14 protein-coding genes and 1 pseudogene are annotated in these 16,189 nt (G+C 50.4%); 9 read left to right on the plus strand and 6 right to left on the minus strand.

Annotated features, from left to right (window positions below):
* Positions 1-41 precede the first annotated feature (41 nt).
* On the plus strand, positions 42-1,889 hold the full coding sequence (feoB, locus tag SPI6313_RS00420) for a ferrous iron transport protein B (RefSeq protein WP_072619223.1): 1,848 nt from the start codon (positions 42-44) through the stop codon (positions 1,887-1,889).
* 74 nt (positions 1,890-1,963) lie between these two features.
* On the opposite strand, the gene SPI6313_RS00425 is transcribed toward feoB, so the two are convergent.
* From SPI6313_RS00425 to SPI6313_RS22590, 3 genes are all read right to left on the minus strand, one after another.
* The gene (locus SPI6313_RS00425) at positions 1,964-2,422 is read right to left on the minus strand and encodes a hypothetical protein (protein WP_139276412.1); all 459 of its coding nucleotides are present in this window, start codon (positions 2,420-2,422) and stop codon (positions 1,964-1,966) included.
* A 251-nt stretch (positions 2,423-2,673) separates the two neighbouring features.
* Entirely contained in the window at positions 2,674-4,491 is a 1,818-nt protein-coding gene (thrS, locus tag SPI6313_RS00435; protein ID WP_072619226.1) for a threonine--tRNA ligase, read from the minus strand.
* Positions 4,492-4,504: 13 nt separating this feature from the next.
* The gene (locus tag SPI6313_RS22590; RefSeq protein WP_175551027.1) at positions 4,505-4,867 is read right to left on the minus strand and encodes a hypothetical protein; all 363 of its coding nucleotides are present in this window, start codon (positions 4,865-4,867) and stop codon (positions 4,505-4,507) included.
* A gap of 355 nt (positions 4,868-5,222) precedes the next feature.
* Between SPI6313_RS22590 and SPI6313_RS24940 the strand changes: the two genes are divergently transcribed.
* From SPI6313_RS24940 to SPI6313_RS00450, 3 genes are all read left to right on the plus strand, one after another.
* Positions 5,223-5,462, plus strand: a complete 240-nt coding sequence (locus tag SPI6313_RS24940; RefSeq protein ID WP_425443117.1) for a type II toxin-antitoxin system TacA family antitoxin — start codon at positions 5,223-5,225, stop codon at positions 5,460-5,462.
* A complete protein-coding gene (locus tag SPI6313_RS24945; protein WP_072619228.1) occupies positions 5,453-5,977 on the plus strand; it encodes a GNAT family N-acetyltransferase in 525 nt (174 codons plus the stop codon). The genes SPI6313_RS24940 and SPI6313_RS24945 overlap by 10 nt, the downstream gene beginning before the upstream one ends.
* A gap of 235 nt (positions 5,978-6,212) precedes the next feature.
* Entirely contained in the window at positions 6,213-6,677 is a 465-nt protein-coding gene (locus SPI6313_RS00450; RefSeq protein ID WP_072619229.1) for a GNAT family N-acetyltransferase, read from the plus strand.
* A gap of 81 nt (positions 6,678-6,758) precedes the next feature.
* Here the strand turns inward: SPI6313_RS00450 and SPI6313_RS00455 are convergent, their stop codons facing one another.
* Complete coding sequence (locus SPI6313_RS00455; protein ID WP_217650445.1) at positions 6,759-8,171, minus strand: mechanosensitive ion channel domain-containing protein; 1,413 nt, start codon at positions 8,169-8,171, stop codon at positions 6,759-6,761.
* Positions 8,172-8,473: 302 nt separating this feature from the next.
* On the opposite strand from SPI6313_RS00455, the gene SPI6313_RS00460 reads away from it, so the two are divergent.
* On the plus strand, positions 8,474-9,784 hold the full coding sequence (locus SPI6313_RS00460; protein ID WP_072619231.1) for an AAA family ATPase: 1,311 nt from the start codon (positions 8,474-8,476) through the stop codon (positions 9,782-9,784).
* Positions 9,781-10,236 carry a hypothetical protein gene (locus SPI6313_RS00465; protein ID WP_072619232.1) on the plus strand — a complete coding sequence of 152 codons (456 nt, stop codon included), beginning with the start codon at positions 9,781-9,783 and terminating at the stop codon, positions 10,234-10,236. Before SPI6313_RS00460 ends, SPI6313_RS00465 begins: the two co-directional genes overlap by 4 nt.
* 229 nt (positions 10,237-10,465) lie before the next feature.
* Here the strand turns inward: SPI6313_RS00465 and larE are convergent, their stop codons facing one another.
* Positions 10,466-11,305 (minus strand): ATP-dependent sacrificial sulfur transferase LarE, encoded by an 840-nt coding sequence (gene larE / locus SPI6313_RS00470; protein WP_072619233.1) that lies wholly within the window; start codon positions 11,303-11,305, stop codon positions 10,466-10,468.
* Positions 11,306-11,792: 487 nt separating this feature from the next.
* Positions 11,793-12,155 carry a hypothetical protein gene (locus SPI6313_RS00475; RefSeq protein ID WP_072619234.1) on the minus strand — a complete coding sequence of 121 codons (363 nt, stop codon included), beginning with the start codon at positions 12,153-12,155 and terminating at the stop codon, positions 11,793-11,795.
* 138 nt (positions 12,156-12,293) lie between these two features.
* Here SPI6313_RS00475 and SPI6313_RS00480 point away from each other — a divergent pair, with 138 nt between their 5' ends.
* The 3 genes and pseudogenes from SPI6313_RS00480 to SPI6313_RS23225 all read left to right on the plus strand — a co-directional run bounded on the left by SPI6313_RS00480 (position 12,294) and on the right by SPI6313_RS23225 (position 16,033).
* Positions 12,294-13,250 carry an Npun_F2552 family protein gene (locus SPI6313_RS00480; protein WP_072622930.1) on the plus strand — a complete coding sequence of 319 codons (957 nt, stop codon included), beginning with the start codon at positions 12,294-12,296 and terminating at the stop codon, positions 13,248-13,250.
* A 309-nt stretch (positions 13,251-13,559) separates the two neighbouring features.
* On the plus strand, positions 13,560-14,963 hold the full coding sequence (locus SPI6313_RS00485; RefSeq protein ID WP_072619235.1) for an aspartate ammonia-lyase: 1,404 nt from the start codon (positions 13,560-13,562) through the stop codon (positions 14,961-14,963).
* Positions 14,964-15,092: 129 nt separating this feature from the next.
* Positions 15,093-16,033 (plus strand): annotated as a pseudogene (locus SPI6313_RS23225) (COG2958 family protein).
* Positions 16,034-16,189 lie beyond the last annotated feature (156 nt).

Consider the following 16,189-nt stretch of genomic DNA (forward strand, 5'->3'; position numbering starts at 1 on the left):
CATTTCTCCTGCTTCTCCCTGTCCATTTACCTCAGATAACGATCATGAGCCATTGTCAACCTGCAACCGTGCAACCCTCACGGGTGGGCGTTCAGAAACGAATCGCGCTACTCGGACAGCCCAACACGGGAAAATCCACCTTTTTTAATCGCTTGACCCAGTCCAACGCGGCGATCGCAAATTGGCCCGGTCTGACGGTTGACCTGTTTCAAGCCCGCGTCCAATGGTCGGGGAAAACGGTGGAAGTGGTGGATCTGCCGGGTATTTATGACCTCAATGGTTTTTCCGATGATGAACAGGTGGTGCGGCGGTTCCTGGAAACCTATGGGGTTAATGCGGTGGTGGTGGTGCTCAATGCGACCCAAATTGATCGACAGGTGCGCCTCTTGTTGCAGGTGAAATCCTTGGGCATTCCCACTGTGGCGGTGTTGAACCTGGCCGACGAAGCCAAACGCTACGGGGTGCAATACGATGCCCAAGCGTTGAGCGATCGCCTCGCCATTCCCATCCACTCGATCAGCGCCAAACATGGCACAGGGTGTCAGCGGGCGATCGCCACCATTACCCACACCGTCGAACACAGTGCCGAAGCCGTCACCGTTCCCCACCTCAACACAGTTCTCGCCGCCTATCCCATTCCCGAAGCCGACATTGAAACCCTCTTACGGGGGGTCGTGCAAATGCCGTCCTTAACCGCCCGCACGATCACCCACACCATCGATGGCGTGATGTTGCACCCCCTCTTTGGTCTGCCGATTTTCTTCGCCTCCATGTTTGGGGTCTTTTGGCTAATTTGGACGGTGGGTTTGCCCAGTGCTGACCCTGTCGATGCTGTCACGGGATGGTTCCAAACCGTCATCCTTGAGCCGGTTCTCTCCGTCGCGCCCCCATTGGTTCAAGACCTTGTCCTCAATGGCATCTGGGCTGGATTCGCGGCTCTGCTGTCCTTCGTGCCGTTGGTGGCGATCTTCTTTGTGGTGATGGGTCTTCTAGAAGGCAGTGGTTATCTGTCCCGTGCCGCCTATTTGATGGATGCTCTGATGGGACGGTTGGGGTTAGATGGTCGGGCCTTTGTCTTGCAGATGATGGGGTTTGGTTGTAATGTGCCCGCGATTATGGGGACACGGGTGATGCGCAGTCGAGGGATGCGGCTGCTGTCGATGTTGGTGATTCCCTTTTCCCTCTGTTCAGCCCGGTTACAAGTGTTTGTGTTTATTTTGGCGGCAGTGTTCCCCAATCGTCAGGGTGCGATCGCCCTCTTTTGCCTCTATGTCATGAGCTTTGTCAGCGCCTTCACCCTCGCCGCCCTGCTCAGCCGCTTCGACTACTTCCAATCCCGCGATCCCTTCGTCCTCGAACTTCCCCCCTACCGCCTGCCGACGATCCAGCAAGTCTTCCTGCGCGTCTGGGGTGAAATGAAAGAATTCGTCGCCCGCCTTTCCATCTTCATGGTGATCGGCAGCAGCTTAATCTGGTTTCTCACTAGCTTCCCCCAAGGCAGCACCGGCCTCGACACCTTCGCCGGTCAACTCGGCGGCCTCTTCCAACCCCTGATGGAACCCCTAGGGATTAACCCCTTCCTCACCGTCTCCCTAATCATCGGCTTCGTTGCCAAAGAAGTCCAAATCGCCGCCCTCACTGTCCTCTACGGCCTCAACAATCACGCTATGGCCGTCGAACTGGGCCAAACCCTCACCACCGCCCAAGGCTTGAGTTATTGTCTCTTTAGCCTCCTCTATCTCCCCTGTCTCACCACCCTCGGCGCGATCTGGAGTGAGTCGAAATCAGTGCGCTATACAGCGATCGCGGTGATTGTTCCCTTGGTGACCGCTTGGCTGTTGAGTTTCATGTTTTACCAGGGGATCACGCGATTGCCTTGGGCAGGCTAAGGGGCGATCTTGACGGAGCGGCTGCCCATCTCCATCGATCATGCTCTGGGATGGGCAGCCTGTTTAACCTGGCTTTAGAGACTGGCGGACTCGACAGCGATCGCCTCACCCACAGCCGATGCTGCCATCTCTCCATTTCCACAACGTCCCGCCCGTTGGCCACGGCCGTTACCCTGCGCCATCGCCGCATCGCCGTGCCGTTGCTGTTGTCCACAGCCTCGCCCCTGTCCCCGTCGGCCTAGACCCCGCCGAGGATGTTGTGCCATCACATCCCGAACTGCGCCAATCAACTCGCGCACCGGCTGCCATTCGGCTTCACCATGGGCATCACATTGGGCTTCATAGTCCCTTAACACCGCTTCGAGTTCCATCCGCATCCGTCCACCTAGCACGCCCTGGCCACAATCCAACTGCTGCCCCAGAGACAGTAGTTCATCCTTGAGGGCCGCCGGAACTCGAATCGTTTGGGTTTCACCATGCTGCCAATTCCCTTTCCGACCGGCTCCCGCCCGCATTCCACCTCGACCTTTCATGATTTTGATCCTCAAAATAATCGTTTCAATACATTCACTATAGCAATTTTTGATTTTGTGTCAATATCTATAAGTCTTGCTGGGTAAGATCTATAGATATTGTCACAAAATTGAGAGTATCCACCCCTACCCCCCGTCGGAATCCATCCAGACGTGCAACAAAACGAATCCCTTGGGCCAGGGTTTTGGAGTAGGGCCCAAGGGATTTAGAATCGGGAAGCGGGGGCACGATCGCGCCCCCCGCACCGCTCTTACGGATCAGTACGATCGCGGTTTGCATTCACCAACGTTTCAGTGATTTCCGAGAGGGCGATCGCCCCCAGTTCCCCCGATGCACGGGTACGGATACTCAAGGTCTGGGCCGCCACTTCCTTTTCGCCCACGATCGCCATCACCGGCACTTTTTCCTTCTCCGCATTGCGGATTTGCTTACCGAGGCGATCGCCACTGGCAATCTCCACCCGTAGCCCCGCCGCCAAAAGCTGCGCCTGTACCGTCTTCGCATAGGGCAAAAACTCATCACTCACACAGAGCAATCGCACCTGCACCGGAGCCAACCAAAACGGGAAATCCCCCGCATATTCTTCAATCAAAATCCCGATCAACCGCTCCAATGACCCAAAGGGCGCACGGTGAATCATAATCGGTCGTTGCCGTGATCCATCCTCGCTCACATATTCCAAATCGAAGCGATTCGGCAGATTATAATCCACCTGCACCGTTCCCAATTGCCATTCGCGATCCAACACATCCCGGAAAATAAAATCCAACTTCGGCCCATAAAACGCCGCCTCACCCGGAGCCTCAAAATACTCCATGCCCAGATGTTGCACCGCCCGCCGAATCGCATTTTCCGCCGTATTCCAGATCTGATCCGAGCCAATATATTTATCCGATTCCGGGTCACGAAAACTCAGCCGCGCCTTAAAGTTTTTCAACTTCAATTTACCAAACACCGACAGGATGAGATCCACCACATCGAGAAACTCTTCGTCTAATTGTTGTTCCGTGACAAACAGGTGCGAATCATCCACCGTAAAACCCCGCACCCGCGTTAACCCGCCCAATTCTCCCGACTGTTCATAGCGGTATACCGTGCCAAATTCCGCCAACCGAATCGGCAATTCCCGATAGGAACGCAGGTCATTTTTATAGATTTGAATATGAAAGGGGCAGTTCATCGGCTTCAACACAAAGCCCTGCTCCGCCGCTGCGGCCGCCTCACTTTCCGCCATCATCGGGAACATATCTTCCTTGTAGTTCTGCCAATGGCCGGAGGTTTTAAACAAGTCCACGCGGCCAATGTGGGGCGACACCACACCGAGATAACCCCGCTTGGTTTGTTCTTCGCGCAAAAACCCTTCCAATAATGTCCGAATCACCGTCCCTTTCGGAGTCCACAACGGCAACCCCGGCCCCACCACATCGGAAAAGAGGAACAGGCCTAATTCTTTCCCCAACTTGCGGTGATCGCGTTTGAGGGCTTCGGCCTTGCGGCGTTTGTATTCTTTGAGTTGTTCGGGGGTTTCCCAAGCCGTTGCATAGATGCGTTGGAGTTGTTGCCGATTTTCATCGCCGCGCCAATAGGCCCCGGCCACACTTTCGAGGGCGATCGCTTTCGGGTTCAAATCCCCCGTATTCTCCACATGGGGCCCCGCGCAAAGATCCCACCATTCTTCCCCCAAGTGATAGAGGGTAATTTCTTCGCCTTTAATCAGGTCGCTGAGAATTTCCAATTTATACGGCTCTTCGATCTGCTCGATCCGTGCCTGGGCATCGTCGCGGCTGACCGCTTCGCGCACCACTGGCAGTTTCTTTTTAATGATCTTGTCCATCTCTTTCTTGATGGCTTTCAAATCCTGCTCCGTGAAGGGTTCCGGATTATCAAAATCGTAATAAAATCCCGTTTCTGTCCAAGGGCCAATCGTCACCTGTGCCGTGGGGAAGAGTTTCTGCACAGCCATCGCCATCACATGGGAGGCGGTGTGACGGATGCGCTTCAGGGTGTCCGATTCGCTGGTACGGAGGAGCTTAATCGGTTCGGGCGCAACATTTTCAGCACTGGACATGGACAAATTCACCTTAACGTTTTTCAACAGTTTTGACAGCAATGGGCGCAATCCTACCCGGATTCCGCGTCGTGACTATTGTACCGCTGTGGCATGGGTTTTGCTGCGATCGCGAATCCCAGGCCACAGCCACGATAGCATGGCTGCCCGATGGACTGACCCAGAAGCCGACCATCACGCTGGGATAGAATAAAGTTACTATGCCAGACTGACAGAGGCACAATAACGACGAGATGCGATCGCCAATGGTCAAGTGCAACCGATTGATGGAACAGATGCGATCGCACCCCTCACAAAATAAAGACAAGCGATCGCGGCCGAGAGTAGGAATCGAGGTGATTAATCTCCCGAACGATGCCCAGTCACTTTTGATCATGAACCATGTGTTGACATTGTATATACAAAACTCTTACATTATGTAAGGCATATTCTCTTTAAAACAGTAAGCGAATGAACACCTCAACCCATGACGGGTCAGTTAGCCAGACCCGCGATGCTGATTGACTGACAAAAGATCATGTTTGAATCCCGAAACCCCTTACCAGGAAAGGGGTTTAGCGTTAGAGAATTGGATGCCCCTGATCTTGAGCCATCTCGGTGTTGAGTACAGATCGGCAAAAGCCTTACCAGTCCTTGGTTATGCTTGCTTGCTAGGGTGATCGCTGAAACACCCAGGGGGTAAGGATTTCCAAAGTTTTGTCAGTCAATCAGCCCGCGATGTCACAATCAATATTCGAGCTAAACAAAATCAACGAGATGTCATTGATCGTGCGGCTGAAGTGCAGGGCAAAAGTCGTTCAGAATTTATGCTTGAGTCATCTTATCAGAAAGCCCAGGACGTGCTTCTAGACAGAAGTTTCTTCGGGTTAGATACACCTAAGTTTCAGCAATTTGTCGCGCTGCTCGATGCGTCACCCACGCAAGATGAGAAGTTACATACAGTGCTAACAACCAAAGCTCCGTGGGACTAAGTCGAGATCAAGATAAGCTTTACCCGCCCGAAAAACTGAATTCGTCACATCAGATTGAAAGTTTTGACTCAGGGAACAGTCAGCTAGACGACTGGCTTAAGCACCGTGCCCTGAAAAATGAGTTAGGAGGGGCCTCTCGCACGTACGGACTCTGCGCTGGCAAGGTAGTTACTGCCTACTATTGCCTGGCCAATGGAGCAGTGGCACAAACGTCTGCAACAGGTCGAGTTCGGCGCAATATGCCCGATCCGATTCCAGTTATGGTGATTGGACGATTAGCCGTTGATAGGCACTGGCAAGGTAAAGGCATCGGGCGTGCTCTCCTGCGAGATGCAATTCTTCGCACTCTGCAAGCTGCTGAAATTGCAGGAATACGTGCGATTCTAGTACACGCTATCTCGGAAGATGCGAAGCAGTTTTATGAGAAGTGTGGTTTTGTTGCTTCATCTCTTGATCCAATGACACTGATGGTGAAAGTTGATGATGCTCGTGCCTCACTTAATTCGCAAACCTGAACCGTCTTCGGTGTTTCTAGCGATTTGATTGATTGTTGAGTGTTCGGGCGCAAGCGAACTGTTCAATGAACCCGATCGCGCCCCTCACACATCCTTTCCCCTCAGCACTCACACCCTCCCACCGCCTAGAGTAGGATTCGAGGTGAACCCTGTCCAGTCACTTTTGATTTCGTAGGAGCGGGACGAATCAATCTGTAGAATAATTCTCTAATCAGCCTGTTAAAAGTATCAAGATATGAGTGAAATTGAATTTTTGGGTTTTAAGCAAGTGAACCCAGATGATTTTATAGCCGTTGTCAATGAGGATTCGCTGAGAACCCATTTAATCGATCACCCGTATTTTGATGCGACCAGTCTTCAAGCATGGATAGACGATAAAATTAATGTAGATGCCATGGATGGCTGTCGCGTTCGGGCAGTTTATATCGATGGAATACTAGCAGGCTGGTGTGGAATTCAGCCAGATGATCATGGCTTTGAATTGGCGATCGTTATCTCACAAAAATTCTGGGGTTTTGGGATCGCAATTTTCAAAACGCTCATGTGTTGGGCTAAAGAGCTAGGGCATAAAGAAATACTATTTCACTTGCTCGATAGTAGGCCCGAATACAAATTCCTGAAGAAAATGTCCACTAACGTTCATAAAACAGAATTGGCAGGTCGGTGCTTTACAACTTATCACGTGAAAGTAGGTGAATAGTGTCCCCAACAACTGCTAACAACGACGAGATGCGATCGCATCCCTCACACATTTGAACAGGAGCGATCGCGCCTCACCCACTTACGCATTAAATAACTTATCCAGTTGACCCTTTACCCACTGCACCGGGTTTTGATTGTACTCCGATGGATTGAGCAGTCCCAACTCCCGCAACCGCCGTTGTTGCAGCGATAGTTCTTCCTCATGTTTCCCCATCTGCTGCACAATCACTTCATACAGTCGGGGCTGGCTTTGCAACAGTTGATTAAACCCCTGGGGATTGATTGCAAAGATTGTCGTGTCTTCCATGGCTCTCACGGTCACCGTTCGAGCAATGCCCAGCATCAATGAGAACTCACCGATAAATTGTCCAGCCTCCAAAACCGTTGGGGGTTGATCCAACCCCGTCACCACATAGCCCACTGAACCCAACAAGATAATATAAAATGCATCGCCTGCATCGCCCTCACGATAAAGGATTTCATCGGTTTCTAGCCGCCGTCGATAGCCAACCTCCACCAGCTTTCGCAATTCCAATTCCGTACAATTTTCAAAATATGACACCTGCCGCAGTAAATCTCGAACCGGGATGGGTTTCGTTAAGGGATCAATGAAGTGATGGCGCGGTTGTTGTAACTCCGAATGATGGGGATAGTGTTCTGGCGATGAGGTAATTAACACATTGGGGTTGCGCTGCCATACATCCAACCGGGGGGATGCGAATTGAATACCGCGCTGTCGTAGATTTTGCTCAATGATGAAATGCAAAGAGCTTTCCGTTTTGTATTTAAGGTCAATGCGCGTGACCCAAACCCACAAGACAAATTCCAGCGCATAATCACTAAATTTCGTGAAATAGGCTTCGGCCGGTTTCTCAAACGACACTGTCTCTTCTGTATAGGCCGAATCGAGTAAGGCTTCAATGACCAAAACCGGATCACTTTCGTGGGTGACATGCACGGGAATCATCGCCCACCCTTTTGTGTTGTGATACGTCCAATTGATCACATGATCGCTGATCAGTGAACTGTTGGGAATTACAATATGCCGGTGCGTGAAGGTTCGCAGTACCGTTGCCCGCAGCGACACCTCAGTGACATACCCCGTTAAACCCTGCCACTCGATAAAATCGCCTACCTTAATCTTTCCCTCGATGAGCAGCATCAGCCCGCTAATAAAGTTGCGGGTCATGTCTTGCAGACCGAAGCCAATACCGATCCCCAAGCTACCCGCAATGACCGCGAGGGACGATACGTTTACGCCAACAACTTGGAGCATCAGAATAAAACTAAACGCACCGATCGCATATCCCGTGATGATCGCAATGGACTCTCGATTACCTTGTCGTAACCCCAAGCGTTCCAGCAGAAATCGCACCAAAATCTGCCGACAAACGATCGCAATCAGAATCGCGATCGCTAAACTTGCAACCAGAGGGAGAATACTGCTGAGCGTAACCAGGCTGTCGCCAATCCGGAGGAATGGGATATCCACGACTGCCAGCCCGTTCAATAGATTGTGCATAAGAGACCCGCCGCCCTGATGACTAACGTACAACGTAAATTTTAAGGTGCTTATGTCCGCTGTATATCCAGGGTTGTTGAGAGTGCATTGAGCCACTTTTCTGAAAGCCCTGCTTGATGGACATTTCAATAGAAGGTAGACAGTTGTAAGTATTCAAGCAGAAGTATGCGAGCAGCTACAGACTCACAGCAGTATAATGTACTACTCATATGCTTATGTCAGGCTGTTTAATTCCAGAGTCACTTAGTTAAGACCGAAATGGAGTACTTTAGGTGCTTACTCAAATTAAATTAAGAAATTTCAAGAGCTATAAATCAGGCACTCTGCAACTTGGACGCTTGACAGTTCTCATTGGAGCTAATGCTTCTGGAAAAAGTAATGTAATTGAATCGCTACGCTTACTAGCAAGAATCGCTGAGGGAGAACGACTTAGCCTTTTAGGTGGATCATATAAACAAGATGAAACGATTTTCCGGGGAGGAGTAGAAAATCTTGGCTATCGAGATTCAAAAACATTTGGTATTTCTTGCGTGACAACAGAGCAAGAGTGGAAAGATTTTTCAATTGATTTAAGTCTTGGAGCAGATGGAGATCTTCACGTTACCAAAGAAAAAATAACAAGTCACACTTCAACAGTTCCTCTATACGAAATTACTAGTGAACCTCAAGGAGCTGGAAGTGATGTTTTTGTTACCTATAATAATTTCGCCAGAGGTGGGAAAAAACCCAGCATCGTATGCAGTAGCCATATGGCGATTTTCACACAGCTTTTAAGTGATATTCGATTCCGCCCAGAAAATACTAAAAGTCGAAAAATAATTCCTAAGGTAGCTGAAAAATATGTTCGATGGTTGAGTAGTATTGTATTTCTTGAACCAGAACCAAGTTCAATGCGCACCTATGGACATAAAGTTGATAAGATACTCAAAGAACATGGCGAAAATCTTTCAGGAGTAATCTATAACCTATGTCTTAATCCAGATACAAAAAGTTCGGTTCTGGATTTTGTTCAAAGTTTACCTGAGCAAGATATTGAAAATATCAATTTCATAGAAACACCTCGTGATGAGGTTATGCTACAGCTAACTGAAACATTTGGCGGTGTATCAACTACCTATGATGCTTCCATACTTTCAGATGGAACTTTACGCGTGCTCTCTATTGCTGCAGCAATGCTTTCTGCACCTGAGCAAAGTTTAGTTGTCATTGAAGAAATCGATAACGGCGTACATCCTAGCAGAGCAGCAGATTTATTAGAACGAATTTCTGATATTGCAAAGAATCGTGATTTACGGGTTCTAATTAGTAGTCATAATCCCGCACTTCTTGATGCCTTGCCTGATGAAGCTATTCCTGAAACTGTATTTTGTTATCGAAGTCCTCAAGATGGATCAAGCCAGTTAATTAGGTTACAGGATATTCCTGACTATCCCGAACTCATTGCTCAAGGATCTGTTGGACACCTCATGACTCGTGGACTATTAGAACGTTTTGTTAAGCAACATCCCGGAATAGAGCAGAAAAAGAAGCAAGCAATGGAGTGGCTAGCGTCTCTTGCTGATCTAGGAGAAATGAGAGAATGAAAGCAGTCGCAATTGTTGATACATCTATCTTCTGTAATATTCTTAATATTCCTCATATGAATAGTGAGCGAACTCAAGTAATGCAAGAATTAAAAAGTTTACTTAAAGAAAGTACCAATCTTCTTCTGCCCATGGCTGCCGTCTATGAAACAGGGAATCATATTGCTCAACTCACTGATGGTAGAAACCGGCGTCAATTTGCTGAATTTTTCATCACGCAAGTTAAGGAAGCGATAGAAGGGAAAGCACCTTGGCAAGTTATGCAACTGCCAGATATAGAGGAGGTGGGAGAATGGCTAAACAATTTTCCTGATTCGGCAATGCGTGGCGCAGGTATGGGAGACTTATCTATCATCAAAGAATGGGAGAAAATAACTAGGATAACACCCAATTACCGTATTTTTATATGGTCTTTAGATAGCGATCTTCAAGGATATGATTATAGTCCTTGATTCTAATGATTAAAAGTTGCCTGGCAATGTTAACCTTATATGTAAGAAATTGTTCAATTTCGAGAAAGTTTGATTGATTCTAGGTTTTTGCAGAAAACTAATAATTCAAATACAGCAGGCAGCTTTGGGCTGTTGCTGCTGAACCTAAAGTTCTTCGCCGTCGCCCAACTACACCATTCAATAAACCCGATCGCACCCCCCACCGATCGCACCTCACTAATCCTTATCCCTAAACGATCGCACTCTGAAAGGGTGTGCTTTGATTGGTTCCGAGGACGCGGTTGAGTTTGCCGCTTTGGTAGCCTTCGAGGTCGAGGGTGACATAGGTGAAACCGAATTCTTCAAACCGGGCCACCAATTGCGGCAAATCCGTTTGGGCCACGAAGTCTTTGATGTGCCCCGGTAAGAGTTCAATCCGGGCGGTGTCGCCTGCGGAACGGACGCGGATATTTTGCCAACCGAGGCGGCGCAAGTGGACTTCGGCACGACCGACGCGCTGCAATTTTGCCACGGTGATTTCTTCGCCGTAGGGGAAGCGGGAACTGAGGCAGGGCTGGGCGGGTTTGTCCCACCAGGGGAGATCGAGGGCGCGGCTGATTTCGCGGACTTCGGCTTTGGTGATGCCGAGTTCGGCGAGGGGCGATCGCGCTCCCCGTTCTTGGGCGGCTTGGATGCCGGGGCGGTAATCGTGGAGATCATCGGCGTTGACACCATCGACAACGTAGGGATAGCCGCGATCGAGGGCGAAGGGTTTGAGGGTGTCGTGGAGTTCGCTTTTGCAGAAATAGCAACGGTTGACGGGGTTGCTGGTGTAGTCGGGGTTCTGCATTTCGTGGGTTTCAACGCAGTCGTGGGGGATGCCGATCGCGGCGGCTTGAATCCGCGCATCTTCGAGGTCTTCCGGTAGCAGGGACGGCGACATGGCCGTGATCGCGAGGGCGCGATCGCCTAATACATCAAACGCCACTTTCGCTACTAAGGTACTGTCAATCCCCCCGGAATAGGCAATCAAGGCCTGCTCCATCTCTGCAAAGAGCGATCGCAGTTGTTCTAATTTAGTCGTTGTCATAATAGATAGTTAAAGCGTATTAATAGTGTTCGCTGATTTCACTGTAGCGAAGTTGACTCACGCCTTGATCCCCCCGGCTGCGCCGACCCCCTTAAAAAGGGGGTGTTTGGTTTGTTTCGGATCTGGGTAAGTGAGCCAGAGGCTCTCTTTCTGGAATCCTCGTCTAGTGTAAGTGAGCCAGAGGCTCACACTCCTCTTTCTGGAATCCTCGTCTGGTGTAAGTGAGCCAGAGGCTCACACTCCTCTTTCTGGAATCCTCGTCTGGTGTAAGTGAGCCAGAGGCTCACACTCCTCTTTCTGGAATCCTCCGTAGTGCGAGCTTCTAGCTCGCTGCTGCTTCTAGCTCGCTGCTGCTTCTAGCTCGCTGCTGCTTCTAGCTCGCTGCTGCTTCTAGCTCACTACTGCTTCTAGCTCGCTGCTGCTTCTAGCTCACTACTGCTTCTAGCTCGCTGCTGCTTCTAGCTCGTTGTCCTAACGGGGTGGGGGATCATCCCACATCCAGATCGATCGCCGCCGAACCGCCCCGTACCAAAAGCTCTAGCATTGATCCCAATTGCAGCCAAATTAACACCGTCGTCGGAATCACCGTAATCACGGCAATGCCCCAGGCAAAGAGCGCCCCAATCTGAAACACCGAGAGACATTCCCCCATAAAGAGCGTCAGGAAAATCGTCATCAGGATATAGGCCAATGTTCCCGATGCGGTTCTGTAGTTGATGCGGTCTTGAGTCTCACGATTGGCATACCAGTAGTCCACTTGATATTCCAATACATCTTTAAAAATGAAGCCGGTAGCGATCGCAAAAAACGTCGTGATCATGATCGCCGCGCTGAGTGCAGGTAAAACCATAGGAAGGCAACAGGTTAAGAATTGTAACAGCATTATACCGCCCCCCGCGATGCCCTCACCATCGGATCGTCTCACCCCTCCAGCCGTTCCCTGCCTAGAATAGGAGCAATGTTAAAAAACGTTACCCCCATCCCACCCATGTCTATCGTTAGCCTCCTTCGCGCCGAAACCTACGACGCTGCACCCCTGGCCGCGTCTCTTGAGCAACTCCTCGCGCCCCTCGGCGGTATGGGTGCGATCGTCAAACCGGGCGATCGCGTCCTCCTCAAACCCAACCTCCTCACCGGCAGCCGTCCCGGTCACGAGTGCATCACCCGCCCCGAACTCGTCGCCGCCGTTGCCCAACAGGTGATCGCCGCTGGGGGCAAACCGTTCATGGGCGACAGTCCCGCCTTCGGCAGTGCCAAAGGGGTCGCCCGCACCAACGGCTACCTGCCCATGCTCCAGGATCTCAATATTCCCGTGGTGGAATTTCACGGCCACCGCTACGCCATCGATGCGGAAAATTTCGACCATCTCCGCCTTTCCAAAGAAGCCATGGATGCGGATGTGGTGATTAACCTGCCGAAAGTGAAAGCCCACTGTCAACTGACGATGACCCTGGGGGTGAAAAATCTGTTCGGCTGTGTGCCGGGCAAAATGAAAGCCTGGTGGCATCTCGAAGCCGGGAAGGATCAAGACCGCTTTGGGGAAATGTTGGTACAGACGGCTAATGCGATCGCGCCCAATCTCACCATCCTTGACGGCATCATCGCCCACCAAGGCAACGGCCCCAGCGGCGGTGAAGCCCGTCCCCTCGGCATCCTCGCCGCCTCCCCCGACGTTTTCGCCCTCGACTGCGCCATCCTCGACCTCCTCAACGTTGACCCCCACACCGTCCCCACCTACAACGCCGCCGCCCGCCTCGGCCTCAACCCCGAAACCCTAGAGTTTCCGTTACTCACACCGGAAGAGTTGGCGATCGCAGATTGGAAACTCCCCGACACTCTCGTCCCCATCGATTTCGGTGCGCCCCGCATCCTCAAATCCACCTTCAAACACCTCTACATCCGCTGGATCAAAGAACCGATGCAAACCTACAGCAACACGAAATAATTCTTAAATGCCCTCATCCCCATCTGGCAGGAGTGAGCCGGAGGCTCACACTACCATTGCTGTCAATCCTCTGTAGTGCGAGCTTCTAGCTCGCTATCCTGGTTGGGGGAGAGGGTTGGGTGAGAGTAATTGTAAAAACTCTCCGGAATCGCTCCCCCCCGATGGGGACAAAGGAATGGTAGATGCACCCTGATACATAACCCCCTCGCTTCCGGGCGTGGGGATTTTTTTTGCCTATTGATGCGGCGCAGGGTCTCAAGGCGGTTTGTTATGATTATCCGGATTTAATTGTGATTAGGTAACGCTGCCATGAGTGAGTATCGGGTTGAAACGGATTCCATGGGCGATCGCCCATTGCCCCAGGATGTTTATTACGGGATTCAAACCCTCCGCGCCACGGAAAATTTCTCCATCAGTGGGTTAAAACCGCTCCCCACCTACGTCGATGCGGGATTACTGATTAAAAAAGCCACCGCGATCGCCAATGGTGAATTGGGCTGCATTCCCACCGAAATTAGTGATGCGATCGTCAAGGCGGCTGATGAAATCTTGGGCGGTCAATTGCGGGATCAATTCGTTGTGGATATCTACCAAGCCGGGGCGGGCACATCCCACCACATGAACCTGAATGAAGTCCTTGCTAATCGCGCCCTCGAACTCCTCGGCGACACCAAAGGCAACTATACAAGGGTCAGCCCCAACGACCACGTTAACTACGGTCAATCCACCAACGACGTGATCCCCACCGCGATCCGCATCGGCACATTGTTGGCCTTGATCCACACCCTGTATCCGGCGTTAGACAGTGCGATCGCTGCCCTCAACACCAAAGCCAGCGAATTTCAAACCGTCGTCAAATCCGGCCGCACCCACATGCAAGATGCCGTCCCCGTTCGCCTCGGCGAAGAATTCCGCGCCTGGGCCCGCATCCTCACCGGCCATCTCACCCGGATCAAACTCGCCGCCGAAGATTTATGGGTTTTAGGTCTGGGGGGCAGCGCCTCCGGCACGGGTATGAACACCCATCCTCAGTATCGTTTTCGCGTTGCGGAACTCCTGGGCGAATTTATCGGCCAACCCCTCACCGTCGCGCCCCATTTAATGGCCGCGATGCAAAGTATGGCCCCCTTTGTGAATGTGTCGGGATCATTGCGCAATTTAGCTCAGGATTTGGTGAAGATTTCCCACGATTTGCGCCTGATGGATTCGGGGCCAAAAACGGGTTTAAAAGAGATTCAACTCCCCCCTGTGCAACCGGGTTCTTCAATCATGCCCGGCAAATATAACCCGGTGATGGCGGAAATGATTTCCATGGTGTGTTTTCAGGTGATGGGCTATGACACAGCGATCGCATTTTGCGCCCAAGCGGGTCAACTGGAATTAAACGTGATGATGCCGCTGATCGCCTACGATTTAATTCACTCGGTGGAAATTCTCGGTAATGCCGTCCAAGCCCTCAGCGATAAATGTTTAAGCGGTATTGAAGCAAGGCGCGATCGCTGTTTAGGCTATGCCGAAGGAACCCTATCGTTAGTGACTGCATTAAACACCCACATCGGCTATCTCAACGCCGCCGCCGTCGCCAAAGAATCCCTCACTTCGGGTAAATCTATCCGCGAAGTTGTCCTCGAAAAGGGACTCATGGACGAAGCCACATTATCCGACGTGCTCAACCTCGAAACCATGAGCCAAATGATCAGCGATCAAAGTTAAGATACGCTCAAAAAATACGTGCGGCACGATCTCAAAATCATCAACGTTTATCGTTGCCGCACCCCATTTTTGATTACACTAAACTCAGATCAACAGGTTTGTTAAACGTATCATGTGATCCATGAAGTAATGTCGAACCGCTCTCAAGTTCAAAAAATCGTCGAATTTTTAAGATCTCGTCCCGGCGATCGCTACAACGCCCGACAAATTGCAGCGGCTATTGTTGAAGCCTATCCAGAAGATTATCGCGAAAAACGTCAAAATTCTCGCTTCGCTGATGAGCGAGCCTTTTTATCTCAAGTTGTTGCTGAAATTGGATCTCAAAAAAATCAAATCACCAACAGTGAGCCGCGCATTTGTTGGCAAGATAAGCCCCGGCCACGGGTCTATTGGTATGATTCGGAAAACGTCACCACTTCCCAGACTCAGTTACCCAAAATAGACAGCGATCGCATCCCTGAAGCAATCATCACAACACCCCCATCCTTCAATGAACACGATCTCTATCCCCTGCTGATTGAATATCTCAAAACTGAACTCAAACTATATTGTCAACGCATTGATGAGAAGCGATCGGGTAATAGTCGGGGCAGCGGTGGCAATCAATGGTTACATCCGGATATTGTCGCGATGCAGCCCGTGGATAAAGAATGGCATGAATTGATTCGGAGTTGTGTCAAACAAGGAGCAGGGCAGACCGTTCGCCTTTGGTCATTTGAAGTCAAAAAAGAATTAAATCTCTCCAATGTACGCATGAGCTTTTTCCAAGCGGTGAGTAATTCAAGTTGGGCGAATAGGGGTATTTAGTGACAACCTCAATGGCTGGGGGAAATGTTGAGCAAGAATTACGGATGCTCTCGGCCCTCCACGGCATCGGCATTATTTTGCTTAATCCAGAGAACCCGACAGAAAGCGACATGATGCTGCCCGCCCAAGCACGGCCCGAAGTGGATTGGCAATCCGTGAATCGTATCTTGATTGAAAATGCTGATTTCAAAGACTACATTGAATTGGTGTCTACCTATTACCAAACCGGACGACTGCGCTCCAGAGATTGGAATAAAATCTAATGGCTTGATTCTAAAGGTTTAACGTAAGGTGGGCAATATCTGTCTTGCTTCAACTTTAAGATAAGATCAGAAACAAAAAATGAATTTTCATTAACTTCTTTGTAAAAAGAGTTTAAGTTAAGATTACTGTTCTTGCATAATCAACATTGATGCGTA

Origin of the sequence: Spirulina major PCC 6313 (assembly GCF_001890765.1) — a bacterium.
In the GTDB taxonomy this organism is placed as follows: Bacteria; Cyanobacteriota; Cyanobacteriia; order Cyanobacteriales; family Spirulinaceae; genus Spirulina; species Spirulina major.

Excerpts from the sequence above, each read along its gene's own strand:
- SPI6313_RS00465 (WP_072619232.1), top strand. The coding sequence starts at position 9,781 with ATGAAAGCAGTCGCAATTGTTGATACATCTATCTTCTGTAATATTCTT.
- SPI6313_RS00425 (WP_139276412.1), bottom strand. The coding sequence starts at position 2,422 with ATGAAAGGTCGAGGTGGAATGCGGGCGGGAGCCGGTCGGAAAGGGAAT.
- SPI6313_RS22590 (WP_175551027.1), bottom strand. The coding sequence starts at position 4,867 with ATGATCAAAAGTGACTGGGCATCGTTCGGGAGATTAATCACCTCGATT.
- SPI6313_RS00485 (WP_072619235.1), top strand. The coding sequence starts at position 13,560 with ATGAGTGAGTATCGGGTTGAAACGGATTCCATGGGCGATCGCCCATTG.
- SPI6313_RS00475 (WP_072619234.1), bottom strand. The coding sequence starts at position 12,155 with ATGGTTTTACCTGCACTCAGCGCGGCGATCATGATCACGACGTTTTTT.
- SPI6313_RS00480 (WP_072622930.1), top strand. The coding sequence starts at position 12,294 with ATGTCTATCGTTAGCCTCCTTCGCGCCGAAACCTACGACGCTGCACCC.
- larE (WP_072619233.1), bottom strand. The coding sequence starts at position 11,305 with ATGACAACGACTAAATTAGAACAACTGCGATCGCTCTTTGCAGAGATG.
- SPI6313_RS00450 (WP_072619229.1), top strand. The coding sequence starts at position 6,213 with ATGAGTGAAATTGAATTTTTGGGTTTTAAGCAAGTGAACCCAGATGAT.
- thrS (WP_072619226.1), bottom strand. The coding sequence starts at position 4,491 with ATGTCCAGTGCTGAAAATGTTGCGCCCGAACCGATTAAGCTCCTCCGT.